This is a genomic window from Cupriavidus alkaliphilus (genome assembly GCF_900094595.1).
Taxonomy (GTDB): domain Bacteria; phylum Pseudomonadota; class Gammaproteobacteria; order Burkholderiales; family Burkholderiaceae; genus Cupriavidus; species Cupriavidus alkaliphilus.
In genome coordinates, this window is sequence record NZ_FMAD01000003.1 from 20,706 (window position 1) to 44,862 (window position 24,157).

Sequence of the window (24,157 nt, forward strand, 5' to 3'; positions counted from 1 at the left end):
CGGCCGCCGCAGCCCCGTCCGCCCCGGCAAAGGTGATGTACAGCGCTCGCGCCGGGCCGCGTCGGGCCCGCGTCGGCGCGGCCCGCCCGGCCCGTTGCGCGCCTACTTCAGCCCGAGATAGTCGCGCTTGCCGATCTGCACGCCCTTGTGGCGCAGGATGTCGTAGGCGGTGGTCACGTGGAAATAGAAATTGGGCAAGGCAAAGCCGAGCAGGTAGGACTTGCCGTCGAAGCGCAGCGGGCCCTGGGGCAGCTTCAGTTCGACCACCCGCTGTTCGCTGCCTTCCAGCTGCGCCGGCGTGATCTGCTCGAGAAACACGATGGTGCGGCCGATGCGGTCCTGCAGTTCCGCAAAGGTCGTTTCGGTATCGGCAAAGGACGGCACCTCGATCCCGGCCAGCCGCGCGGCGCAGCCCTTGGCGGCATCGCTGGCGCGCTGCACCTGCGCCGGCAGCGCATCCATGTCGGCGATCAGGCGGGTCTGGATCAGGTCGGCCGGGTCCATCCCCTGCGCCTGGGCGTGCGCCGCGCCCTTGGCGAGGATCGCGTCGAGGTGGCCCAGGGCGCGGATAAACGGAGGGATCGAAACGTCGTACATCGAAAGTGCCATGGAGGGTCTCCTGTGCAGGGGCGGGTTGCTTGTCTTGCGGCCCGGCATGCGGACCGGACCGCAGCCGCGAGCATAGACCGGATCGGCCTTCGCTGCCGACCATGCGCCGCGGGCCGGCATCCTGATTTAACATAGCCAGCCACCGCCCCCGCAATCCTGCAATCCCGCCGCCCTGCCCAGCCTGCGCCCGACATGAACGCGCCGTTCCCTCTCCGCACGGAGTGCCCGCCCGGTGCCTGCATCTGCGGGCGCGAAGCGCTGCTGAGCGACCCCGATGCCGACCTGCGCGTGTTGCGCCTGACGCGCGCCGAGGAAAAGCGGCTGGTCGAACGGCTCGAGAACCTGACCAGCCTGGCCGAGCTGCAGCGCATGGAGGGCCTGATGCAGGCCCAGCTCGGCATCGTGCTGAGCATCACGCCCAGCGCGCGCGGCGTGCGCACCGTGCGCGGCATCAGCATCCAGGTGCTGGAGCAGCCGGGCCTGTGCCGCAAGATCCGCCAGTCGATCCCGTCCGCGATCCGGCGCAGCATGGAGGCGCACCCAGAAATCGCCTACGCCATCGTTGATGCGCACGACCTGCTGGGCGGAACCTGAGCGCGCCGCTCAGCCGTTGCTGTCGGCCAGCCGCAGCGCGTGTTCGCGCACATCCGCCGGCCAGTCCGCGATCTGCCGGGCGAATCCCGCCAGGTCGCGGGCGAACAGCGCCCGGCTCGCCTCCTCGAATCCTGCCAGGTCGCCGGCAATCGCCACCATGAAGTGATACGCGCGCTCGCTGGCGGCGCGGCTGAGGTCCTTGCCGGCGTGATCGCGGCGTGCCTGCTCGACCAGCTTGCGCAGAGCCACCGAGGCGCCGCCCGGCTGCGCGGCCAGCCATTCCCAGTGGCGCGGCAGCAGCGTCACCTCGCGCGATACCACCCCCAGCCTGGGCCGGCCGCGGCCGCGCGGTTCGGCTGTCTGCGGCACATCGCCGCCCTCGCCGACCTCACCGGCCGCCGGGTGCGGCGCGGCCAGCTGCGCCGCGCGCACTGCCGACCGTTCAAGCATCTCGTCTTCGGTACCGCTGGTATCCAGGTCGATCGAGCGGCCGGTGCAGTCGTCGAACACCAGCACCGGCCCCGCGGCGCCGTGGTCCAGGGCCCGTCTCAGCGCCAGCGCGTTGTCCGGCAGCGGACCCGAGGCAATGCGGCGGTGGCCGTCGAAGGTGGTGAAGTGGCGAGGCATCAGGGCGGTCATGGCAGCTCTGCGAAAGAGAAACAAGAACATCGCCAAATATTACCCGGATGAAATAAGAAGTCAATATTACCCGGGTAATTTATGGCGATCCGGCCATCAGGGTGTAGGACCGCGCCCGATACCTGCGCCGGCACCACTGACCTATCACTGAGACATAGGCCGAACAAGCGGAGGTCGGGCGGCATGACGATTTCATACTGGGCAGCCGGGACCACCCTTTCCAGCCCGCCCCTGGACGGCGACGCGACCTGCGACGCCTGCGTGATCGGCGCGGGCATCGCCGGGCTGTCGGTCGCCTATGAATTGGCCGCGGCCGGACAGGCCGTGATCGTGATCGATGCGGACGGGCCTGGCGCGGGCGAGACCGGCCGGACCACCGCGCACCTGATGACGGCCTTCGACGATTATTTTTTCTACATCGAACGCCACCTCGGGCATCAGGCGGCACGGCAGGTGGCCCAGAGCCACGCGGCCGCGGTGTCGCGGATGGAATCGATCTGCGCGGCGGAGGCCATCGACTGCGACTTCCGGCGCGTCGATGGATTTCTCTTTGCCGAATCGGCCGATGGCGAGGACCTGCTCGCGAGGGAACTGGATGCCGCGCACCGGGCCGGCCTGGACGACGTCGAGCGGGCCGGCGACGTGCCGACTGGCAAGGTGGCGCTGCGCTCGGCGCTGCGGTTTCCGCGGCAAGGCCAGCTCCATCCGCTGAAGTACCTGGGCGGCCTGGTCGACGCGATCCAGCGCCGCGGCGGCAAGGTGTACGGCAAGACCCGCGCCATGGAGGTCGAGGACGGCCGGCCCGCCACCGTGCGCACCGGCAGCGGCGCGCGCATCGAGGCCGGCAATGTCATCGTCGCCACCAATACGCCGTTTATCGACCGCTTTGCCATCCATACCAAGCAGGCCGCATACCGGACCTTCGTGGTGGGCATGAAGGTGCCGCGCGGCAGCATGCCGCTGTGCCAGTTCTGGGACACGCTCGATCCCTACCACTACGTGCGCATCGCCGGCGACCTCGACGCCGGCTACCACTTGCTGATCAGCGGCGGCGAGGACCACAAGGTCGGCCAGGCGGACGATGCCGGGCAGCGCTTTGGCAGGCTGGTCGACTGGACCCGCCAGCGCTTCCCCGTGGTCGACGAACCCGTGTTCGCGTGGTCGGGCCAGGTGATGGAGCCGGTCGACGGGGTCGCCTTTATCGGCCGCAACCCGGGCGACGCCCATGTCTATGTCGTGACCGGCGATTCCGGCAATGGCATGACCCACGGCGCGATCGCCGGCATGCTGATCCGCGACCAGATCACCGACCGCACCAATGACTGGGCCGAGCTTTACGATCCGTCGCGCAAGTCGGTGACGGCCGTGGTCGAGTACGCGCGCGAGAACGCCAATGTGGTGGTCCAGTACGCCGACTGGCTCGGCAAGGACGACGGCGTCGCGCTCGATGCCATCGCCCCGGGCGCAGGACATGTGGTCAAGGCAGGCGGCCGCCATGTGGCCGCGTTCCGCGATGCGGATGGCGGCCTGCACACCTTCGACGCCACCTGCCCGCACCTGAAATGCCTGGTCCAGTGGAACAGCCTGGAGCAATCCTTCGATTGCCCATGCCATGGCTCGCGCTTCGGCGTCGATGGCTCGGTGCTGCATGGTCCGGCGAAAGGTGGCCTGGAACCCGTCAACGTGACACGGGACGACCAGCGCCATCATTGAACGGGGAGGCACGCCGCGCCGGCACTGCGATGGCATTGCGATGGCGCGGCGAACGCGAGGGCCCTTGCGCGCCATGAATGCGCCATGAATGCGTCCTGAACGTCAAAGGAGTCGCCATGCTCACTCCCGCCAGCATTGCCAAGCACCCGATCCATCCGATGCTGATCACCATTCCCATCGGCTTGTGGGTCTTTTCCTTTGCCTGCGACCTGATCCGCTATTTCGGCGGCGACAGTCCCAACTGGCCGGTGGTGGCCCTCTATGCCATGGTCGGCGGCATCATTGGCGCGCTGATCGCGGCCTTGCCTGGCCTGGTCGACCTGCTGTCGCTGCCCAGCGGCATCCGCCGCATTGCGCTGCTGCACATGGGCATCAACCTGACGGTGGTCGCGCTCTATGTGGTCAACGCCTGGTGGCGCATGCGCGGCGCCGGTGCCGGCGCCATCGTGCTGTCGGCGATCGCCATCGGCCTGCTGGTGGTGTCCGGCTGGCTCGGCGGGAAGATGGTGCATGTCCACGGCGTGGGCGTGCAGACGCCGCCCGCACCGCTGCGGTGACCTGGCGGGCCCTTACAGCAGGTCGCGCAGCCTGTAGTACCACATCCCCAGCACCAGCGCCGGGGTCCTGAACAGCGCGCCGCCCGGGAAGCGGTGATGCCGGATGCGGGTAAAGACATCGAATCTCGAGGCATCGCCGCTCATCGCCTCGGCGATCAGTTTGCCGGCCATGCCGGCAAACGACAGCCCGTGGCCGGAGAATCCCTGCGCGTAGTAGAGGTTGGTGCCGATGCGGCCCAGGTCGGGCGCCCGGTTCATGGTGATATCGACGAAGCCGCCCCAGGAATAATCGATGGTCAGGTCCGCCGTCTGCGGAAACACCTGCAGCATGCGCGCGCGGATGCGTTGCACCAGGTTGCCGGGCGGGCGCGCGCTGAAGGTCTCGCCGGCTCCGAACAGCAGGCGGTTGTCGGCACTGAGACGGAAGTAGTCGACGATCAGGTTGTTGTCGGATACCGCGACCCGGCTCGGCATCAGCGCGGCGGCACGTTGCGCGTCCATCGGCTCGGTCGCGATCATGTACGTCCCCACCGGCATGATGCGCGCCGCGATCTCCGGCGCCAGATGGTCGCCGAATTCGCCCAGGTAGACGTTGCCCGCCAGCACCACCTGCCGGCACCGCACTTCGCCCTCGGCGGTCTTTACCACCGGCGCCTGGTCGCGCTCGACGCGGTAGGCGGGCGAATTCTCGAATACCTCGACACCCTGCCGGCGCGCCGCATCGGCCAGCCCCAGGCAATACTTGAGCGGATGCAGGTGGCCCGAGTGCGGGTCATACGCTCCCGCGACGAAGCGGTCGCTGGCGACATGGCGGCCCAGCTGCGAACCCTCCACCCATTCGAGCGGATAGTCATAGCGCTCGCGCATATGGCGCACCCAGCGGCGCAGGCCGTCGACCTTGTGCGCCCTCGGCGCCAGCGTCATGTAGCCGCGCACGTGGTCGCAGGCAATGCCGTAGGCGGCGATGCGCTGCTCCAGCAGCCGCATGCCTTCGACCGATGCATTCCAGGCAGCCTGCGCTACCTCGGCCGGGCACTGGCGCTCGATCGCGCCCTCGCCCTCCGCACCGAAGCCCACGATGGCCTGGCCGCCATTGCGCCCGGAAGCGCCCCAGCCGATCCGATGCGCCTCGAGCAGCGCAACATCGAAACCCCGCGCAGCCAGCTCCAGCGCGCACGACAGGCCGGCATAGCCGCCGCCCACCACGCACACCTCCGCATCCGTGCGTCCCTGCAACGGCCGGCTCGGCGCCGGCCGCGCGACGCTCGCCTCGTAGTACGAGTTCTCGATGACGCCCAGTTCTTTCTGCAGCAGCCCCGACATCGCCTTCGGCTCCGGTTGCGCCTGGCCCGCGCCTACGGCACGCGCACGTTGACAAACTGCCAGGGGTCTTCGTCGCCCGCCTCCGGATACAGCTGCGAGTGCTGCGTCAGCGGCGTCCAGTCGCCATAGACGCCGACCAGTTCGCCCAGGTAAGGCCGCGCCACGCGCAGCACCGCTTCGTAATCCAGGTCATCGGGCTCGACCACGCCCGCGCGCGGATGCTCGAGCGCCCAGACCACGCCGCCCAGGATGCCGGCGACCACCTGCAGGCTGGTGGCGGTGTTGTGTTCCACCAGTTGCCGGGCCTGTTCCGTGGTCAGCCGGGACCCGTACCAGTAGACGCCGCGCGCATTGCCCATCAGCAACACCCCGAGCTCGTCCCTGCCGGCGACGATGTCGTCGCGCAGGATGCGCTGGTGGTCCTGCTTGCGGCCGCCGTTCCCCATCAGTTCGTCGATCGACAACAGCGCGTCCGCGCAGGGGTGGTAGGCATAGTGCACCGTGGGCCGGTAAACGACTTCGCCGCTGTCGCGCAGTGTCAGGTGATCGGCAATCGAAATCGATTCGCCGTGGGTGATCAGGAAGCCGTGGTAAGGGCCGCCCAGCGGCGTCCAGCTGCGCACGCGCGTGGCGAATCCCGGACGCGTCAGGTAAACCGCCGCATCCGAGCCGAACCCGTGCCGCCGCGCATCAGCCGGCCAGTGCCGTTCGTGCGTGCCCCAGCCGAGTTCGGCCGGTTGCAGCCCCTCCTCGATAAAGGCGTCGACCGACCACGTATTGATGAACTCATTGGCGGCCTTGCGCGGCTCGCCGACCTGGGTATCCTGCTCGGCGATGTGGATGGCACGGATATCCAGCTGCCGCGCCAGTGCCGCCCAGTCCTCGAAGCTTGCCGGCGTTTCATGGTCGACGTCGTTGTCCGCCGCGATATTGATTAGCGCCTGCTTGACCAGTGCCGACACCAGGCCCGGGTTGGCGCCCTGCGTCAGGATCGCGGTGGGCCCGTCGCGCTTGTCGAGGCGGAACGCCAGCACGCCTTCGCGCAAGGCATAGTTGCTGCGGCGCGAGAGCGGCGCGGCCGGGTCCGTGGCCGCGCCCGCCCACGGCTCGATCGAGGTATCCAGGTACAGCGCGCCGTGCTCCCAGCAATAGCGCACCAGCGCCTCGCTCGATACGTTGACCGACAGGTTCAGCAGGAAGTCGCCCTCGCCGACGAGATCCTGCAGCACCTGCTTGTGATTTTCCTCGGTCAGCGCCTTGCTCACTACGCGGATGCCATAACCCTGCGCAATGGAGAGATCGTTGCCGGCCGGACAGATCACGGTGATCTGCCCCGGCGTGATGTCGAGATGGCGCAGCAACACCGGCAACACGGAACGCGCGATGCTGCCGAAACCGACGACCAGCATGCGGCCGGCCAGTCCGCCGAACTTCTTGAAAGTGGTTGCCGGCGAGTCCATCGCGTGCTCCCGAGATACCGCCGCTGCGGAGATGACTTCTATCTCTCATAAGCAATCCGCATGCCGGTCCCCTGAGGCGCGCCCTGCGCAGCGATATGTCGCTGCCTGCTGCCGCGCACACCGACCGATGTGGCCTCAGGTAACTATTGCCACCGGACACCGGCAAACCTTGCAACGGTGTGCGCGCCACCATGCGCGCCGGGCTGGAACGCCCCTTGCGGCTGCCGTGCTTCCAACGCAAGGAGACGACGATGAAAGCTCGGACATGGATGATGGCGTGGCTTGCCTGCACGGCGCTGGCCAGCGGCGCGGCACTGGCGCAGGGCGCGGGTGGTGCTGGCGGAGGCGCCGGCGGCAGCTCGGGCGGCGGCAGCGCCGGCACGGGTCCGTCGGGCACGACCGGCACGCCGGGCAGCCCGGGCACGCCCGGGACCGGCACCAGCATGACCGACGGCGGCGGCAAGGCCGCCAGCGGCGACACGCACGGCAGCTCGCGCTCGTCGGCCGGCAAACGACATGGCACCGATGCCGGCGCCGGGCGGGCGGCGGGGGCATCGGGCGTGGCCGCGCCCTCGGGCTCGACGGGGTCGCCGTCGGTTACCGGGCCGGGGACCACGCGTAGCGGCGGACTGGACGCGCCCAGCACGGGCACCGGCGGCACCGGCACCACCGGACCGTCGGGCGGCGCGCCCGGAACCGGCATGGGTCGCTGAGCAGCGCGCGACTGAGCGCGGACAGCAGCGCGGGCGCGGCGCCCCGGCTAGAACGGCGCCGCGAACGTCAGCCGCACGCCTTGCTGCAGCCCGCCCATGCCGACCATCACGTTGTAGTCGAGTCCAAACGTCATCGAGCGCGTGCGCAACTTGCCGCCCAGTCCCAGCTGCAGGCGATCGCGCCCGTATGGCGCGTTGACCACCGTGTAAGCAGGTCCGGTGCCGGCAAGGTCCGCGTACGCCAGCCCGGCCCCGCTCTGGCCGCTGAAATCATGCTGGTATTCCAGCCGCGCGAACGGCAGGAACAGGCCCCATCGCGTCGCCGTGGCGTATTCCGTGCGCAGCCCGAGCGTGCCGGACACCGTGGTCACGGTCTGGCCGAAATACTTGAGCGCGCTGAACCCGGCACCGGTCTCGGTGAACGGGTCGAGCGTGCTGTCGGACACTGACAGCCGTCCGTACGGCGACACCAGCCAGGCCTCGCTCCGGTACTCGTATCCCGCCGACAGCGAGGCGAAGATCTGGTGGCCGTCGCGCTTGCCGTAGGCGAACGCGCTTTCGTCGCCCACCCAGCGGCGCGAATCGAAGCTGAGCGAGCCGTAGCCGGCGACGCCGTCGATAAACAGCGACGGCTGCGGCCGGTAGCTGCCGTACAGCGCGGCGCTGAAACTGTCCGCCGTGCTGCGCGTGCCGGCCGAACCCACGTCGGTGCTGTCGCGGCCATAGCCGAAGCCGATGCCCAGCGTGAGCTGGTCGGAGAAGCGATAGTCGGCCCCGGCCGTCACGCCACCCGTGGTGAAGCGGAAGCCCGAGCGCTGGGTTCCCGCATTGGCGAAGCCGAAGTCGACGGTGCCCGCGGTCCAGAACGCCAGGCGCGCGTCGTCAGCGTCTTCCCCGGCAGGCTGGCCGCCAGGGTCCGCGCCGCCGGGCAGGTCCGGCGCATTGCCGGGGCCATTGCCAGCGCCATTGCCGACGCCATTGCCGACGCCTGCCGCCGCGCGCGCGGTGCGCGAGCCAGCGGCAGGGTCGGTGGCGCGCCCGCGCTGGCCGGCTGATGCCGTGCCGCGCAGGCAGGCATCGCGCGCGGCGAAGCCCTCGACCGCCTGGCAGCGTTCCGGATCAGCCTGGGCGCGCGGCATCACCACCGAGATCTGGTTGCCCGACGGCGCCCTGCCCTTGCCGTGCAGTGCCTCCAGGCGCTGGTTGTAGTTGGCGATCTGCGCGGTGGCAAAGCGCCGGGCCGCCTGGATCTGGGCGTTGACCAGCCCCACCACGTCAGGGTCGGTGGACGGGTCCCGGCGCGCTGCCACGGCCACCTGGATCAGCGCCGGCGACGACGTCGCCACGGCATTGCTGAGCGTATAGGTCACCACCGCGGTACCGGCGAAGGCGGCCGCGGGTACGAAGTTGACGGTGTAGGCGGTGGCGGCGACCTGCTTGCCGTCCGCGGCCGGCGTCTTCGGCGCGACGCTGGCGACGGTGGCGGTGCCGGCATCGGCGGGCACCACCGACACGATCGCGGCGCCGGTAAACGGACCGCCGGTTGCGCCCTCGGTGACATCCACATCGACGGGCCGGCCCGCCAGCGTCGACACCTGCCTCTGCGCCACCGGGACCGGCACCGCATTGACCGTGACGGTCACCGGCACCGGCGCCGAGGTGCCGGCGCTGTTGGCCAGCGCATACGTGAACGTGATCGGGCCCGACGCGGTCGGCACCGGCGTATAGATGATGTCCAGTCCGTTCACCACGGCGCTGCCGCTGGGCGGTGGCGTGACGATGCTGACGCCGGAGAAGGGGCCGTTGGCGGCATTGGCGGCGGCATGGATCGTCACCGGCGCATTGGACAGCGTGGTCACCGCCACCGGTGGCGCCGAGGGTATGCCCTGCCCCGTCGCCAGCGTATAGACGCGGGTGGTGCTGTACGGGGCGCCGGCGCCGGTGCTGCTGTCGCTCACGCGCACCGTGAAGGTATGGCTGCCGGGCGCCGACGGCGTGCCGCTCAATACCCCGGTGGACGCGTTCAGCGACAGCCCCGCCGGCAGCGTTCCGGCAGCCACGGCAAAGGTATACGGCGCGATGCCGCCACCCGCCGTGAACGCCTGGCTGTACGCAACGCCTGCGACCGGCGCAGGCAGCGTCGCCGGCGACAGGCTCAGCGCCGGCGCGCCTACGGTGAGCGTGTAGGCGCGGCTGCCGGTATAGGGCCCGGTGCCGGTGCTGCTGTCGGTGGCACTGACGGTGAAGTTGTAAGTGCCACCGGCGGTGGGCGTGCCCGACAGCACGCCGCCTGCCGACAGCGTCATGCCGGCAGGCAAGGTCCCCGCCGTGATCGCAAACGTGTATGGCGCCGTGCCGCTGCCGGCCGTGACAGCCTGGCTGTAGGCCGTGGCGACGGTCGCCTGCGGCAGCGTCGCCGGGTTGATGACGATGGTCGGCGCTCCGATCGTGAGGCTGTACGCGCGGCTTCCGGTAAAACCGAGGCTGTCGGTCGCCTGGATCGTGAAGCTGTAGCTGCCGCCGGCCGCCGTCGTGCCGGCAATGGCGCCGGTCGTGTTGTTCAGCGTCAGGCCGGGCGGCAAGGCGCCCGCGATCACACTGTAGGTGTAGGGCCCGGTGCCGCCGCTGGCTGTCACGCTCTGGCTGTAAGCGATGCCCAGCGCAGGATTGGCCAGCGTCGCGGGCGCCAGCACCACCGTCGGCGTGGCGATGGTCAGCGTATAGGCACCGGCCACGCTGTACGGCCCCGTCCCCGTGCTGCTGTCGTTGGCCTGGATGGTGAACGACACGGTCCCAGCCGTGCCCGGCGTACCAGCCAGCACGCCCGTCGCGCTATTGAACGCCAGCCCGGACGGCATGATGCCGCCGGTGACCGTCATCGCGTAGGCATAGGGAGCGGTGCCGCCGCTCGCCGTGAAGGCCTGGCTGAACGGCGTTCCCGCCACCGCGCTGAGCCCGCCTGGCGACGGCGACAGGTTCATCGCCGCACCGCCCAGCACCAGCGACAACGGGCCGCTGATGACACTGAAAGGCCCGGTTCCGGTGCTGCTGTCCGTCACCCGCACCGTGAAATTGAAGATCCCGCCTGCCGTTGGCGTACCCGCAAGCAAACCCGATGCCGACAGCGTCAGGCCGGCCGGCAGCGTGCCCCCCGCCAGTGCATAGGTGTAGGGCCCGGTTCCACCGGTGGCTACTGCCAGCGAGTGGCTGTAGGCGACGCCCACCGAGGCCGGGGGCGGCGACGATGGCGCATACAAGAGGGTCGGGCTCGCCACGGTGATCGTCACGGTAGCTGGCGCCGAGGTGCCGGAGGCGTTGGTGGCCGTATAGGTAAAGCTGTCCGGTCCGGCATAGGACGAGTTGGGCGTGTAGCTGATCGACGTACCGGCGACGATCGCCGAGCCGTGGCTGGGCGGCGTCGCCACGCTGACGCTGCTCGCCGCTCCGCCCGTGATGTTCAGCGTGATGGGGTTGCCGGCGCTGCCGTAGGCCACCGTGGCACTGACGCTGTTGGCCACCGGCGGGCCCGAGACATAGGTGAACTGATCGGCGGCGCTGATGGCGCTGGTGCCGCCGGCGGTGGTCACGGTGACGTCGATGGTGCCGGCCGCGCGCGCCGGCGCCGTGGCCGTCAGCGAGGTCGGGCTGTTGACCACGAACGATGCGGCGGTACCGCCGAAGCTGACCGCAGTCACGCCGACGAAGTTGGTGCCGGTAACGGTCACCGCGGTGCCGCCGCTGAGGGGGCCGGACGAAGGCGTCACCGCGGTCACGGTCGGCGGGCCGGCGGTGACATTGAAGTTCACCGTACCGTTGGGCGCCCAGGTCGCGCCATTGTCGCTGGTGAAGAACGTCGCGCTGTCGGTGCCGGTGAAATTGGCCGGCGGCATGTAGACGAAGCCGTTCTCGTTCTGGCCATTCGGCAGGTTGCTGTTGTAGATGTACAGCGTGCCGCCCTGGGCGGTGGGGGTGCTATTGGTGGATGCGCCGGAATTGCCGTTGCCGCCGGCCTCGTAGGCGATACCGAACTGGTTAGGATCGCAGACAGCATAGTCCGCGGCAGTGAAGGCATAGACCTTCTGCTGGTTGGACGTGGCGGCGATGTTCAGCGTGCACGAGACGGCAAATGCCGGCGCCGCAGACCCCAGCAGCAAACCCAGACACAGTGCCACCAGCACCGACCCGAGCCGGCAACGCCAGCCCTGCCACCACCGACGGACACGTGCGACGGCCCCCGCCGCCTGCCCGGCACGCTCCGCGCCGGCGCAACCCCTGGCTTCTCTTGACACCCGATTTCTCCCGACACCCGCGGCTTGCGGCGGGTTGCCATTGCCGTCGTCGAGCGCGGCGCGCCGATGCTTGGCCGGGCGGCTCGGGACGGGCGTTGTTATTTTTGTTGACTTTCCGCTGGCATCGCCAACACTTCGGTCTGTCCGTGAATCGCGCGGGATGGCTGCGGAACGGGCCGCAATACTGACGCGGCCCGGAGCAGAAAATACGTCAAATCGATCAATACGTAATTGATCAAATTTGATATCAGATATCAAATTTAATTAAATCAGTATTGGTGCGGCGCCGTTGGCAGGCAGGCGCCGCGTCTTGGGGTGTTGTTCAACCGGGGAGGCAGATCTTGGACCAGTATCTGGGAGAAATCCGTCTGTGCGCGTTTGCGTTTGCGCCAAAAGGATGGGCGCTGTGCAACGGCGCCTTGTTGTCCATCGCGCAGAACCAGGCGCTGTTCAGCCTGCTCGGCACGCAATACGGCGGCAATGGCACCACCAATTTCGCCTTGCCCGACCTGCGCGGCCGCACGCCGCTGCACCGCGATCCCGACGGCATCGCACAGGGCCAGACGGCCGGGGTCGAGTCGGTCACGCTGACCACTTCACAGGTGCCCGCCCACACCCATCCGTTCAACGTCTCTTCCAGCCCGGCGACGGCGCTGAATGTCGGCGTGTCGCAGGACCGCGTGCTGGCGGCCAGCAACCTTTATAACCCCAACGATCCGTCGGTCTCCGGTCCGGGCGAACTGTTGTACGGCACGCCGGACTCGCTCACGCCATGGCTGGACGAAGCCTGCGGCAGCACCGGCGGCGGGCAGCCGCACGACAACATGCAGCCGTCGCTGGTGCTGAACTACATCATTTCGCTGGTCGGCATCTACCCGAGCCGGAGTTGAGGAGAGATCATGGCGCAACCGTTCGTGGGTGAGATCCGCATGTTCGCCGGCAACTTTGCACCGGTGGGATGGGAGTTCTGCGCTGGCCAGACGCTCAGCATTGCCGAGTACCAGCTGCTGTTCTCGCTGCTGGGCACGCTCTACGGTGGCGACGGCACCAACACCTTCAGGCTACCCGACCTGCGTGGCAAGCTGCCGCTGGGCCAGGGCAGCGGGCCGGGACTGAGCCAGCGCACTATCGGCCAGGCCTTCGGCAGCCCGAGCATAACCCTGCTGCCGGGCCAGATCCCCGGGCACACCCATCCGATCCAGGCGACCAACACCATCGCCTCGACCGTGACGCCGGGACCGGGCGTACTGCCCGGCACCACGCCGTCGCCCAACGCCTTCTACGACGCCGGCACCGCCAACCCGCCCGGCAAGAACGCGTTTGCGGCCGGCACGCTCGGCATGAGCGGCGGCACCCAGCCACACAGCAACCAGATGCCGACGCTGTCGCTGAACTACATCATCGCCACGGATGGAATCTATCCGTCGCAAAGCTGAACACGGAGGCAATATGTCAGACCAGTACCTGGGAGAAATCCGCATCTTCGGCTGCAACTACCCGCCGGCCGGCTGGGCTGCCTGCGACGGGCAACTGATTGCGATCCAGCAGAACCCGGCGCTGTTTTCGCTGCTCGGCACCCAGTACGGTGGCAACGGCACCACCAACTTCGCCCTGCCCGACCTGCGCGGCCGCGCCGTGACCGGCCCGGTCGACAACCAGCCTGGCAATCCGCAGGGCACCGCCACGGTCACGCTCACCGCGGCGGAAATGCCCGCGCACAACCACGCGGTATACGGCGATACCGCGCGCGCGGTGTCCACCGAGGCCAGCGCCAGGCTGCCCGCCCGCTTCATGCTGCCCAACAACCAGAGCTGCATCCCCGTCAATGCCTCGCCGGCACCGGTCATGACCACCTTGTCGCCGCAGGCCGTGGGCACGGCCGGCGCCAGCCAGCCGCACGAGAACATGCAGCCCTGCACGGCGCTGATGTACTGCATCGCGCTGAGCGGCGATTATCCGCCGCGCCCGTAGGCCGCCGATGACCGCCATCGCCGTGCCCGGCATCGCCCTGCGGCCGGTCGCCGCGACGGATGAAGCCTTCCTGGCACGCCTGTACGCCACCACCCGGGACGCGGAAATGCACCGCACCGGGTGGAGCGAGGCGCAGCGCGCCTGCTTCCTCGCCATGCAGTTCAAGGCCCAGCAGCGCGCCTACCAGGCCTACCCGGACGCCGAATTCCTGCTGATGCTGCGTCACGGCGAGACCATCGGGCGCCTGTACCTGCAGCACAACGCCTGCGCGCTGCGCGTGATCGACCTGTCCTTGCTGCCCGAACACCAGCACCAGGGCATCGGCGGCAGCGTGCTGGCGGCGGTGTTGGCACTGGCCGGAAGCACGGGCAAGACCGTCGACCTGCATGTGGAACGGCACAACCGCGCCCAGGCGCTGTACCGGCGGCTCGGTTTCCGGACGGTGCAGGACAACGGCATCTATCGACGGATGGTCTGGGACGGTCCACGCTCCCTTGCCGAAGGGCCTGCGCAGGCCTGAGTTAAACGCCGCTTACTGCCAACGGCCGGCACCCCGCCCCGCCCTCTCACCCTAATCCCGATGAGTAATGGCGACCGGCATGGCGCGATCCTATATTGCCCCAGCAGCATGCATGTCCGGCGCAACGCGCAACGCGACATCGCTGCACGGAGCGCGGGCCACAACAAGTCCTCAGCCGCCACCCCGCGCTTGCGTCACGCATCCCGACCAATAAGGCGGCACATTGTTGCAGGGGTAAATGCCGTTCCCGTTGCTTCATGACCGATTCAAGATCCGAGGGGTAACACCATGAACGCTCCAACCGTCAGCGCATTCGACTTTTCATCGCCCGGCGCCGTGCAGTTCAATGCCGGCGCGCCAGCCATCATCCTGGGGGCCAGCACCGTGCACGTGCTGGCCTGGATCTACGTGGACAGCGCGGGACTGCCCGCCGACCAGAAAGTGTTTTCGCTCAGCCAATCGCTGATCCTGGGCGTCGGCACCGGCGATGGCGACGTGCCGATGCTCTATCCGGAGGTGTGGGACAACGCCGGCAACCGCTACACCTTCCAGGCCGGCCAGATCCCGACCGACCAGTGGAGCCTGGTGGAGATGATCTGGACCCAGGGCCAGAGCCTGGTGGGCCTGATCAACGGGGTGCAGGTGCAATCGGTGCCGGTGTCCGGCAATCCGCTGCAACAACCGGTCAGCAGCGGCACCAGCTACGTGGGCGCGTTCTGGGACGGCACTTCGTATCCGTTCTGCGGCATGGTGCAGTCGGTGCTGCTGACCAACGGCGCGGACCAGACCGCAACCCAGGGCTTTGTGCTCCAGCCATCGGGCGCCATCAGCAACTGGGGGCCGAGCGACCCGGTTTTCATGGGCAATGCCAGCACCGTGACGCTCGACACGCCACCGTCGACGCCCTACGTCGCGCCGGTCCAGCCGCCCGCGCCCACTTACGTCGGCGAGCAAATGCCGGGCACCGTGGCTGCCAGCACACCGTTCATCATGCTGGTGCCGGGAACGGACAGCAGCACCTACACCATCCTCAGCATCAGCCAGGTATGGCAGCAGCTGGTGGAACTGACCGGGCAGCCCGGCCTGGACACCGGCTACGAGGTCGACGTGACCACCGGCGTCAGCATCACCGACAGCGAAACGCAAACCCTCGGGGTCAGCCTGGGGCTGGAGTCGGGTTTCGACATCGGCGTGTTCAGCGCCAAGGTCAACCTGACGCTGTCCTATTCGATGTCGTTCACCGAAGAATTGTCGATCAGCGAGGCCACCACGATCGCGAAGAAGTTTGAAATCGACAAGCCGGACGTGACCACGACCGGCGTCTGGTGGCAAGGCCTGCCCACCCTCACGACATTCCAGGTGATCGACAACATGAACACCGTAGGCGCCTGCGTGCAGGATCCGCTGCCGGAGATCGCCGCCACGGTCTATCCGCCGCAAAGCCAGCGCACGCTGAAGACCGTGACCAGCGCGCTGGCGGGCAAGTCAGACGCGGCGCGGCCTTCGCTCAGGCTGTAGCGGTCAGGGTGGGCGCGGGCACGCGCCGGTCAGGCGGCGGCCCCTTGCGCGGGGGCGGCCGTACGCAGCGTCCACAGCGGTGGCCACTGCGCGAACGGCGGCACGGTATGGGCAAGCGCCACCACGCCGTGCCGTCCGTCCGCGCCGACCTTGTCGTAGATCACGCGCGCATGCACCTTCACGGTGTCGACGCTGACGCCGAGGATGGCCGCGATGTCCTCGTTCGACTTGCCTTGCGCCAGCCATCCGCACACCTCGAGCTGGCGCGGCGTCAGGGTCGGGAATGCCAGCCGCAGGCGCTCGGCCGGCCCCAGGCTGGCGACGGTGCGCTGCTGCGCCTGGCGATAGCAGCGCAGCAAGTGCGGGCGCAGCGCCTGCAGGCGGTCGCGGTCGCCGTCGCTGAAAGGCGGGCTGCCGCTGACGCGAAAGCTCACCACGGTGACCGCATAGCCTTCGTGCTGGAACACGATCGCCAGCAGCCGCCGCGCATTCGACGGCAGCAAGGCTTCCCGCGCCATCGGCAGCGCCATGAACTCGTCGTCGCTGAAGAAATCCGATTCGCGCAAGGCGCGTTCGCCATAGAACGCGGGGTCGTACTGCCAGAACGGATGGCTGTGGCGGTGCCTGGCAAAGGCCTGCATGCCGCGCGCCCGCGCGGCGGGGTCGTCGTCCACCGAGACCAGCGCGCGGACCTCTTGGCTGCGATGGTGGAATTCGGCATAGCCGACGACGTCGCCGTCGGTAAGCCTGGCCACGCTGGGGAACAGCACGTCGGGCAGCGCCAGCAGGTCGGGCTCGTGCTCGTACAGGGAGATCACTTCATCCCGGAATGCCTGCAGCTTCTTGTCCTCGGACGTCAGGGCGGTCGGTGAGGGGCGCATACTTGCCTTTCGCCTGCGGCGGCACAAGAGTAACGACAAGAATGATGAAAATGCCAGACCGTCGGATTGTAGCGTGCCGCGCGCGGAGGCGACATGCGGCGGCGCCACGCGACTGAGCCACGAACCGACCACCTGCGGCGAGTGCGACCGGTGCCGAAACTTTGCCCCCGGCTCCGCGTTCTAAATTTTCATATGCTGAGCAAATTGTCTGCCACATTGTCTGGGAAGCGGCACACGCTCCGGCACGCGATCTGGTTTTGGCTGGCGCTCGGGACCGTGGCCGTGCTGGTGGCCGCGGTCGCGATGTCGCCCGCCTTCAAGGATCTGGTCGGACAGGCGGTCGACTGGGCGCGCGGGATCATGGCACAGCACCCTGTGACGGGGGCGCTGGTGTTCTTCGTGTTCTCTGCGGTGTCGGCGATGCTGGCCTTTGCCTCGAGCGTGGTGCTGGTACCGGTGGCCAGCGAGGTATGGGGCAAGCCGCTGACGGTGCTGCTGCTGTGGGCCGGCTGGCTGGTGGGCGCGTGCGCGGCCTTCGGCATCGGTCGCCTGGCCGGTCCGCTGCTCGCCCGTATCGGCTACGCGGACAAGCTGGAGAAATACCGGGGCTATGTGTCGAAACGGATGAAGTTCTGGGCGGTGCTGCTGTTCTGCATCGCGGTGCCTTCGGAAATCCCCGGCTACCTGTTCGGCACCATGCATTACCCCTTCCTGAAATTCCTCGCGGCCATGGCCCTCGCCGAAGCGGGCTATGCGCTCGGCATCGTGGTCGCGGGCGAAAGCCTGGCCATCGACCAGCCCCTGCACTTCCTTGTCGCCGTGGGTGTCCTCGCAGTGGTGGCGGTCGCGGCCGGCCTGGCGCTGCGTGCGCGCAAGCACCGCTCGCGCCGCCTGCCGCAGCGCTGAGACGCCTGGTATGCGGGGCGTTGGCGCCACCCGCGGCCAGCTGGCCGAGGCCGGCATCTCACAGGTTTTGCCCGGTAATCCACCAATACAGGTAATAGCCTGTTTTTACGAATAACAGGCCAAAGCTTGTAAATCCGTGCAACAGGCAATATCCTGTATCTGTCCGGCCGCCGGCCGGATCCGGGACCGCGCCATGCACTACGCCATCAAGACCGTCCACCAGTTGCGTCCGATTCTGCAGGGATTCCGCAAGTCCCGCGGCATGACCCAGGCCGTGATGGCCGAGCACCTAGGGGTCACGCAGCAGACCTATGCCGAACTGGAAGCCAACCCCGCCGCCGTCAGCGTCGAACGCCTGCTGCGGGTGCTGCGCGTGCTCGGCGTCGAACTCGTGCTGTCGCAGACCGAGGCTGGCGCCGCCGCGCAGCCCGCGCCCGCCCGCCCCCGTGCCAAGCCCGGGGCGCCAACAGGCAAGACCGGGCCGGCCCGCCCCGCGACTGGCCGGCGCCCGCGCGAGGACTGGTGACCATGGCGCGCGCGCGGCAAGGCAACCGCCTCGACCTGTGGATGAACGGCATCCCGGTCGGCCATTGGGAAACCGGCGCCGGCGGTGACCGGCTGGTCTATCGCGAAGACTGGATCGCCGACCCGCAGGGACGCCCGCTGTCGCTGTCGCTGCCGTTCACGCCGGGCAACCAGCCGCATCGCGGCCCGGCGGTAGCCAATTATTTCGACAACCTGCTGCCCGACAGCGATGTCATCCGCCGCCGCATCGCGGCGCGCTATCGGGCCGGCGGTACCGACGCCTTCGCGCTGCTGGCCACGGTGGGACGCGACTGCGTCGGCGCCATCCAGATGTTGCCGCCCGGCGAAGCGCCCGAGGCGCTGCAGACGGTCAGCGGCCGCGCGCTCAGCGACGAAGACATTGCGACGCTGCTGCACGAAACCACGTCGGCGCCCGTGCTCGGCCATCGCGAGCCCATCGACGACCTGCGGCTGTCGATCGCCGGCGCCCAGGAGAAAACCGCGCTGCTGCGCTGGTGCGGACACTGGCAACTGCCCCAGGGCAGCACGCCGACCACGCACATCTTCAAGCTGCCGCTCGGGCTGGTGGGCAACATGCGCGCCGACATGCGCACCTCGGTGGAAAACGAATGGCTGTGCGCGCAGATCGTGGCGGCTTATGGCCTGCCCGTGGCGCAGTGCGAGATCGCCCGCTTTGCCGGCACCAAGGCGCTGGTGGTCGAACGCTTCGACCGCAGGCCGTCGAGCCGCGGCACCTGGCTGCTGCGCCTGCCGCAGGAAGACATGTGCCAGGCCACCGGCATCTCGGCGCTGCAGAAATACGAGTCCGACGGCGGACCCGGCATCCGGCAGATTGCCGAGATCCTGTCCGGTTCGCGCGCTGCCGCGACCGACCGCCGGCATTTCTTTATGGCGCAGGTGGTGTTCTGGCTGCTGGCCGCAACCGACGGCCACGCCAAGAACTTCAGCATCAGCCACCTGCCGGGCAGCCAGTATGAGGCGACGCCGCTGTACGACGTGCTGTCGGCGCATCCGGTGATCGGGCGCGGCCGCAACCAGCTGGCGCCGCAGAAGGCGCGGCTGGCAATGGCGCTGCATGGCCGCAACACCCACTACGCCATCCATGAGATCCGCGCGCGCCACTGGTTTGCGCAGGGACAGCGCATCGGCTTTTCTCCCGCAGAGGTGGAGGCCGTGCTGGACCACGTGACCGGGCAGACCGCACAGGTCATCGACCAGGTTGCGTCGGGATTGCCGGCGGACTTCCCGCTGGATGTGGCCGACGCGATCTTCGACGGCATGCGCCGGCACAACCGCAGGCTGGCGGCGCGGGCCGAGGCGGACCTGTGAACGCGGGCGGACGCCGGCGCAGGCATCGATCAACCAAAAGGGAAATAAAGCGGAAGGGAAATGGTGCCCATGGGCAGGATCGAACTGCCGACCTCTCCCTTACCAAGGGAGTGCTCTGCCACTGAGCCACATGGGCGGGTGTTCCGGCGTGGGACCACGCGGAATCAAATGGAGCGGGAGACGAGTCTCGAACTCGCGACCTCAACCTTGGCAAGGTTGCGCTCTACCAACTGAGCTACTCCCGCATGCTGGCTCCCCGACCTGGGCTCGAACCAGGGACCTGCGGATTAACAGTCCGTCGCTCTACCGACTGAGCTATCAGGGAACATATCGCCGTTCAGCGAAGCGCGAATTCTACAACATCATTGCGCCGAATTGAAAGCCCGATTTGAAAGCTTTTGCAGCGTTGCCTCCAGGGCCCGCGCCAGGGGTCACGCCGCGCCGCGCACGCCACGCCCCGGCGCATGCCGGTCGACGTCGATCACGGCCTGCGCGAACGCCGTGGGCGCCTCCTGCGGCGGATTGTGGCCCACCCCGCCGCTCAGGGTGCGGTGCTGGTACCAGCCGGTGAACTTGCTGGCATAGGCACTCGGCTTCGGATGCGGCGCGCCGTTGGCATCGCCCTCGATGGTGATGGTGGGCACGCCGATGGCGGGCGCCGTGGCAAGCCGCTGCTCGATCGCGTCGAACCTGGACTCGCCGGCGGCCAGTCCCTGGCGCCAGCGGTAGTTGTGGATGGTGATGGCGACGTGGTCGGGGTTGTCGAGCGCCGCGGCGCTGCGCGCGAAGGTGGCGTCGTCGAAGTTCCACTGCGGCGAGGCCAGCTTCCAGATCAGCCTGGCGAACTGGTGCGTGTATTGCTGATAGCCGGCGCGGCCGCGGTCGGTGGCGAAATAGAACTGGTACCACCACTGCAGCTCGGCCTCCGGCGCCAGCGGCTGGCGGCCGGCGGCCTGGCTGCCGATCAGGTAGCCGCTGACCGACACCAACGCGCGCACGCGCTCGGGCCACAGCGCCGCCATGATGTCGGCGGTACGCGCGCCCCAGTCGAAGCCCGCGACTACGGCATTCTGTATCTTGAGCGCGTCCATCAGCGCGATCATGTCGGCGGCGATCGCCGAAGGCTGGCCGTTGCGCAGCGTGTCGGCCGACAGGAAGGTGGTCGAGCCATAGCCGCGCAGGTAAGGCACGATCACGCGATAGCCGCGCGCCGCCAGCAGCGGCGCCACGTCCGCAAAGCTGTGGATGTCATAGGGCCAGCCGTGCAGCAGCAAGGCCACCGGCCCGTCGGCCGGGCCGGCCTCCGCGTAGCCGACGTTGAGCACGCCGGCGTCGATCTGCCGGATCGAGGCAAAGCTGGTATGCGTGCCCGGCGCGATGGTCGGCAGCGCGTCCGCCGGCGACACACCGGCCTGTGCGCGCGCCGCGCGCGCCAGTCCGAGCGAACCGGCTGCCAGCGTCACCGCGGCGGCACCGAGAAAGCCCCGACGGGGCAGATTGATGGCGTTCGACATGTTGTTCTCCTGTATGCGTGGTGTGAATCCGAACGCAAGTCTAGGAGGCCCGTGCAAGCGGCATGTGTCTGAAAGCGGGCCTTGTGTATCGCCGTGTATCGGGATGGGGATCGCCCCATACGGTGATACAAAGCGGCGATACAAAGCGGCGATACAAAATGGCCCGTCGCTTCGGCGCAGCGCTACGCGTAGGTCTCGCAATTCCCTGTCATGGCGGCTTCGCTCCATGCCAGGCCCGGGCGGATGCGATGCCCGATCTCGCGCTCGGCCACCGCCACCGGCGGCACGGCATAACGCTCCCGATGGGGCTCCGGCTGGCGCTGCGGCCGCGTCGCCGGCTCGTGCGTCTCCAGTTCGAGGCAATGCCTGAAGTCGCTCGCCGCCAGGCGCGCGCCGATGAACTTGCCAAACGCATCGAGCTGGACCTGCGAGGTCATGCCGGCGCTGCCGCCGATCGCCGGACAGATGATCCACGTCGTGTCGCCCCGGGTGAACAGGTGCAGGCGCCTGGCCTGGTCCGCCGGCCGCAGCGCGTGCTCTTCGCCGGCGACGCCGTCCAGCGAAAAGGCTTCGATATATTCGTCGGTATGGCGGTGGCTCAGGCAGATGACCACCTTCGGACGCCAGCGCTCGCAGGTCCTGGCGATAAAGCGGAAGCGTTCGCCCTCCCGGCACAACGCGACATAGCGCTTCTGCGGAATCAGTTCCGGCTGGCCCCGGAACGCCTTGGACCAGGTGGTTCTGCCGTCGACATGCGCGGGCAGCGGAAACAGGCTCAGCCTGAATTCCGCGCCCGCCGGCGAGTACAGATGGCCCCAGTAGTAATGTTCCCAGTCGTTGTCGCCGAGCCGCACCCCTAGCGCCTCCGCCCGCGCGGCGGCCATGATGCGCGCCACGCACTGGTGGCCAAACCACTTGGCCATGTCTTGTCGATGCTGCTGGCGGAACACGGCATCCCATGCCGGTGGTGCCAGGTGTGGATGAAGCGGTGCGACGATAGGCTCGGACCATGCCGGGCTGCGGTCGCATATCCAGACGGCAGCCCCTGGATTGCCTCCTTCCATGCCGACGTAGGAGGCAAAATAACGGTCCAGTTCCTGGCGCGTGAACATCCGTGAATGCTGCATTTTATCCCTTGCTGCTTAGTGGGACCCCCAATATTTAATGCCGCAGCATGCCGCCGCCGCAACGGGCGTACGTACTGCCGTGGTCATATGCAAATTCTTTTTTATGCTGGGCAGGAAAATAGACGGAGGCAGAATGCCCCTCCCCCGAGCGGCATGCTTCCATCGTTTTTTATAATGTCCCGGACGACCTGCTTTACGGCCTGCCGAGTGATTGGAACAGGCGTGTTCCGGCGCGCGACGCCGCCCTGGCAGGCGGTTCGGTCGCGGCTGGGTCGAGCACCATTGGTGGCCCCGGGAAGACGCTTGGCGTCAGCGCTTAATTAATCAGGCTGCAACTTATTCATTATTTTACTTCCCCCATAAATACAAAAAATTACAAATGTTTCGAACCTGTAAAACGAAGCCGTGCACCATATAAGCGAGCACACCGTCCATCCAACGCACCATGCCGGTGCCGGTTCGACTGATATAGGGTTCTTATAGCCCTTTGTTGATTGAGATGATTTTATCCAAAGCCTTCGGATATAGGAATTTCAATCTTCTAAGGTCTGAAATAAGCGATCTGCTGCGGCGCAATATATTTTGGGCGCGATTTTCCATCCCCTCGCCGGAGGGGATAAAAAACAGCTGACGAATTAACCAAAAGCCGGGCTGCGCCGCGCGCTTGCGGCTCAGAATCCGGAAAAGCGGATGCCGATCGAGCCGTAGCCGTAGTAGCGATCCAGCTTGCCGGCGGTGGTCGCGTTGTAGAGGAACGGGATGGTGCCGACGAAGTTGTACAGCGAGGCCTGCCCGCGCAGGAACACCTCGACGTTCTTGGCCACCCCATACGACAACTCCAGCCCCAGCGTATGGTTGGAGCGGATCGGCGCGTTGCCGTAGGTTTCGGCGCGGCTGTCGACGTTGCTGCGCAGCAGGTACTGGAACTGGTAGCCCAGGCGTGCGGCGAAGCGCTCGTATTTCCAGCGCCACGACCCGCCCAGGTTCAGGTAGCCGGCGGTGTAGTTGAAATCGTCGTTGAAATCCAGCCCGAACTGGCTGGCATTGACCGAGAACGAGGCCGACTGCAGCGTGACGTTGCCCACGTTGCACGGCGCCGCGAGCTGGCCGTTGGCGAGATTGTCGGAGCCGATGGCAACATTGAAATTGCAGTTGCCGCGCTGCAGCCGGGTATTGAGGCTGCCGACCGTGACGCGGCTGATCCCAAGCCCGACAAAGCCGGTGAGCTGGTTGCGCTCGCTCAGCTCGCCCGAGAAGATCACGTCGGCCTGGGCCTGGACATCGTTGGCGTTGTTCACGGTGAGGCTGTTGAACGTGGTGTTCCGGACCATCACCGGCGACGAGCGGTCCAGGCTGCCGGCGTGGTCGCCCCACAGAGAGAAACGCAGCATGATGCGGTCGCGCGCGCCGGCCTCGGCCAGCGGGTCGTAGTGCATTGCCAGCATCCAGGTATCGATGTGATTGCGGTCCTGCCCGTACTCGATGCCGCGGCGCCAGTAGGTGGCCGAGCCCGACCAGTGCGGCGAGAACTTGTAGCCCAGCATCAGCTTGCCGCCGCGGTAGTCGCCCGCATTGTCGGACACCGGGCCCTGGCGCCCGCGCAGGTTGAACACATCGACGGTACGGTTGACCATGTCGTAGCTGGCCTCCACCCGCACCGAGGTGAACTCGCCGGTGGCGGGCTCGGCCTGCATGAACACATCGTCGGGGGCGGCCCTGGCCGTGCCGGCGGCACACAGCCCCAGCATCAGGGCGCAGGCGCGGTCGAGCCGGCGCTTTCGAAGCAGCTGCATAGGAAACTCCGAGGCCGCTGGGCGAGCCTCATGCAGGGCGCGTTCCGCGAAAAGCGCCCGATGCAGGCAGAACATGACCCGGTCATCCTCGGCGCAACGCTTGCGGCATGCCGCAAGCGATCGGATGACCGGGAACCTGGCCTTCCCCGTGCGGG

The 24,157-nt window shown here is 67.9% G+C and carries 21 protein-coding genes and 3 tRNA genes; 12 read left to right on the top strand and 12 right to left on the bottom strand.

Going from position 1 to position 24,157, the window contains the following annotated elements; all coding sequences use genetic code 11:
- Positions 1-102: 102 nt before the first annotated feature.
- Positions 103-609, bottom strand: a complete 507-nt coding sequence (locus GA0116996_RS06725; RefSeq protein WP_092308463.1) for a DUF1993 domain-containing protein — start codon at positions 607-609, stop codon at positions 103-105.
- Positions 610-801: 192 nt separating this feature from the next.
- Here GA0116996_RS06725 and GA0116996_RS06730 point away from each other — a divergent pair, with 192 nt between their 5' ends.
- The gene (locus tag GA0116996_RS06730) at positions 802-1,203 is read left to right on the top strand and encodes a hypothetical protein (protein ID WP_062799553.1); all 402 of its coding nucleotides are present in this window, start codon (positions 802-804) and stop codon (positions 1,201-1,203) included.
- Between the two features lie 9 nt (positions 1,204-1,212).
- Here the strand turns inward: GA0116996_RS06730 and GA0116996_RS06735 are convergent, their stop codons facing one another.
- Complete coding sequence (locus tag GA0116996_RS06735; protein ID WP_092308465.1) at positions 1,213-1,842, bottom strand: DUF2239 family protein; 630 nt, start codon at positions 1,840-1,842, stop codon at positions 1,213-1,215.
- Between the two features lie 183 nt (positions 1,843-2,025).
- Here GA0116996_RS06735 and GA0116996_RS06740 point away from each other — a divergent pair, with 183 nt between their 5' ends.
- A complete protein-coding gene (locus GA0116996_RS06740; protein WP_244159773.1) occupies positions 2,026-3,555 on the top strand; it encodes an FAD-dependent oxidoreductase in 1,530 nt (509 codons plus the stop codon).
- Positions 3,556-3,671: 116 nt separating this feature from the next.
- Positions 3,672-4,112 (top strand): DUF2231 domain-containing protein, encoded by a 441-nt coding sequence (locus tag GA0116996_RS06745; RefSeq protein ID WP_092308467.1) that lies wholly within the window; start codon positions 3,672-3,674, stop codon positions 4,110-4,112.
- A gap of 12 nt (positions 4,113-4,124) precedes the next feature.
- Here the strand turns inward: GA0116996_RS06745 and GA0116996_RS06750 are convergent, their stop codons facing one another.
- A complete protein-coding gene (locus GA0116996_RS06750) occupies positions 4,125-5,435 on the bottom strand; it encodes an NAD(P)/FAD-dependent oxidoreductase (RefSeq protein WP_092308468.1) in 1,311 nt (436 codons plus the stop codon).
- 32 nt (positions 5,436-5,467) lie between these two features.
- Positions 5,468-6,895 (bottom strand): homospermidine synthase, encoded by a 1,428-nt coding sequence (locus tag GA0116996_RS06755; protein WP_092308469.1) that lies wholly within the window; start codon positions 6,893-6,895, stop codon positions 5,468-5,470.
- 251 nt (positions 6,896-7,146) lie between these two features.
- Between GA0116996_RS06755 and GA0116996_RS06760 the strand changes: the two genes are divergently transcribed.
- Positions 7,147-7,608 (top strand): hypothetical protein, encoded by a 462-nt coding sequence (locus GA0116996_RS06760; protein WP_244159774.1) that lies wholly within the window; start codon positions 7,147-7,149, stop codon positions 7,606-7,608.
- 47 nt (positions 7,609-7,655) lie between these two features.
- On the opposite strand, the gene GA0116996_RS06765 is transcribed toward GA0116996_RS06760, so the two are convergent.
- Positions 7,656-11,786 carry a putative Ig domain-containing protein gene (locus tag GA0116996_RS06765; protein WP_092308471.1) on the bottom strand — a complete coding sequence of 1,377 codons (4,131 nt, stop codon included), beginning with the start codon at positions 11,784-11,786 and terminating at the stop codon, positions 7,656-7,658.
- A 452-nt stretch (positions 11,787-12,238) separates the two neighbouring features.
- On the opposite strand from GA0116996_RS06765, the gene GA0116996_RS06770 reads away from it, so the two are divergent.
- The 5 genes from GA0116996_RS06770 to GA0116996_RS06790 all read left to right on the top strand — a co-directional run bounded on the left by GA0116996_RS06770 (position 12,239) and on the right by GA0116996_RS06790 (position 15,906).
- Positions 12,239-12,787 carry a phage tail protein gene (locus GA0116996_RS06770; protein ID WP_092308475.1) on the top strand — a complete coding sequence of 183 codons (549 nt, stop codon included), beginning with the start codon at positions 12,239-12,241 and terminating at the stop codon, positions 12,785-12,787.
- A 9-nt stretch (positions 12,788-12,796) separates the two neighbouring features.
- A complete protein-coding gene (locus tag GA0116996_RS06775; protein WP_092308477.1) occupies positions 12,797-13,333 on the top strand; it encodes a phage tail protein in 537 nt (178 codons plus the stop codon).
- A 13-nt stretch (positions 13,334-13,346) separates the two neighbouring features.
- Entirely contained in the window at positions 13,347-13,868 is a 522-nt protein-coding gene (locus tag GA0116996_RS06780) for a phage tail protein (protein WP_092308479.1), read from the top strand.
- A gap of 7 nt (positions 13,869-13,875) precedes the next feature.
- On the top strand, positions 13,876-14,388 hold the full coding sequence (locus GA0116996_RS06785) for a GNAT family N-acetyltransferase (protein WP_092308481.1): 513 nt from the start codon (positions 13,876-13,878) through the stop codon (positions 14,386-14,388).
- Between the two features lie 288 nt (positions 14,389-14,676).
- Positions 14,677-15,906 (top strand): hypothetical protein, encoded by a 1,230-nt coding sequence (locus GA0116996_RS06790; RefSeq protein ID WP_092308488.1) that lies wholly within the window; start codon positions 14,677-14,679, stop codon positions 15,904-15,906.
- Between the two features lie 29 nt (positions 15,907-15,935).
- On the opposite strand, the gene GA0116996_RS06795 is transcribed toward GA0116996_RS06790, so the two are convergent.
- Positions 15,936-16,787 carry a helix-turn-helix transcriptional regulator gene (locus GA0116996_RS06795; protein ID WP_092308491.1) on the bottom strand — a complete coding sequence of 284 codons (852 nt, stop codon included), beginning with the start codon at positions 16,785-16,787 and terminating at the stop codon, positions 15,936-15,938.
- A gap of 276 nt (positions 16,788-17,063) precedes the next feature.
- Between GA0116996_RS06795 and GA0116996_RS06800 the strand changes: the two genes are divergently transcribed.
- The 3 genes from GA0116996_RS06800 (at position 17,064) to GA0116996_RS06810 (ending at position 19,568) form a co-directional block, all read left to right on the top strand.
- Positions 17,064-17,693 carry a TVP38/TMEM64 family protein gene (locus tag GA0116996_RS06800; protein WP_244159776.1) on the top strand — a complete coding sequence of 210 codons (630 nt, stop codon included), beginning with the start codon at positions 17,064-17,066 and terminating at the stop codon, positions 17,691-17,693.
- Between the two features lie 193 nt (positions 17,694-17,886).
- Positions 17,887-18,219: a helix-turn-helix transcriptional regulator gene (locus GA0116996_RS06805; RefSeq protein ID WP_092308497.1), complete on the top strand. Its 333-nt coding sequence runs from the start codon at positions 17,887-17,889 to the stop codon at positions 18,217-18,219.
- A 2-nt stretch (positions 18,220-18,221) separates the two neighbouring features.
- A complete protein-coding gene (locus GA0116996_RS06810; RefSeq protein ID WP_167355479.1) occupies positions 18,222-19,568 on the top strand; it encodes a type II toxin-antitoxin system HipA family toxin in 1,347 nt (448 codons plus the stop codon).
- A 61-nt stretch (positions 19,569-19,629) separates the two neighbouring features.
- On the opposite strand, the gene GA0116996_RS06815 is transcribed toward GA0116996_RS06810, so the two are convergent.
- The 6 genes from GA0116996_RS06815 to GA0116996_RS06840 all read right to left on the bottom strand — a co-directional run bounded on the left by GA0116996_RS06815 (position 19,630) and on the right by GA0116996_RS06840 (position 24,002).
- Positions 19,630-19,704, bottom strand: a tRNA-Thr gene (locus tag GA0116996_RS06815).
- 33 nt (positions 19,705-19,737) lie between these two features.
- Positions 19,738-19,813: transfer RNA gene (locus tag GA0116996_RS06820), tRNA-Gly, on the bottom strand.
- A gap of 4 nt (positions 19,814-19,817) precedes the next feature.
- Positions 19,818-19,893: transfer RNA gene (locus tag GA0116996_RS06825), tRNA-Asn, on the bottom strand.
- A gap of 106 nt (positions 19,894-19,999) precedes the next feature.
- Complete coding sequence (locus GA0116996_RS06830) at positions 20,000-21,082, bottom strand: alpha/beta fold hydrolase (protein ID WP_092308504.1); 1,083 nt, start codon at positions 21,080-21,082, stop codon at positions 20,000-20,002.
- 182 nt (positions 21,083-21,264) lie between these two features.
- Positions 21,265-22,005: a transcriptional regulator gene (locus GA0116996_RS06835; protein ID WP_244159778.1), complete on the bottom strand. Its 741-nt coding sequence runs from the start codon at positions 22,003-22,005 to the stop codon at positions 21,265-21,267.
- 875 nt (positions 22,006-22,880) lie between these two features.
- Positions 22,881-24,002: a hypothetical protein gene (locus GA0116996_RS06840; protein WP_092308509.1), complete on the bottom strand. Its 1,122-nt coding sequence runs from the start codon at positions 24,000-24,002 to the stop codon at positions 22,881-22,883.
- Positions 24,003-24,157 lie beyond the last annotated feature (155 nt).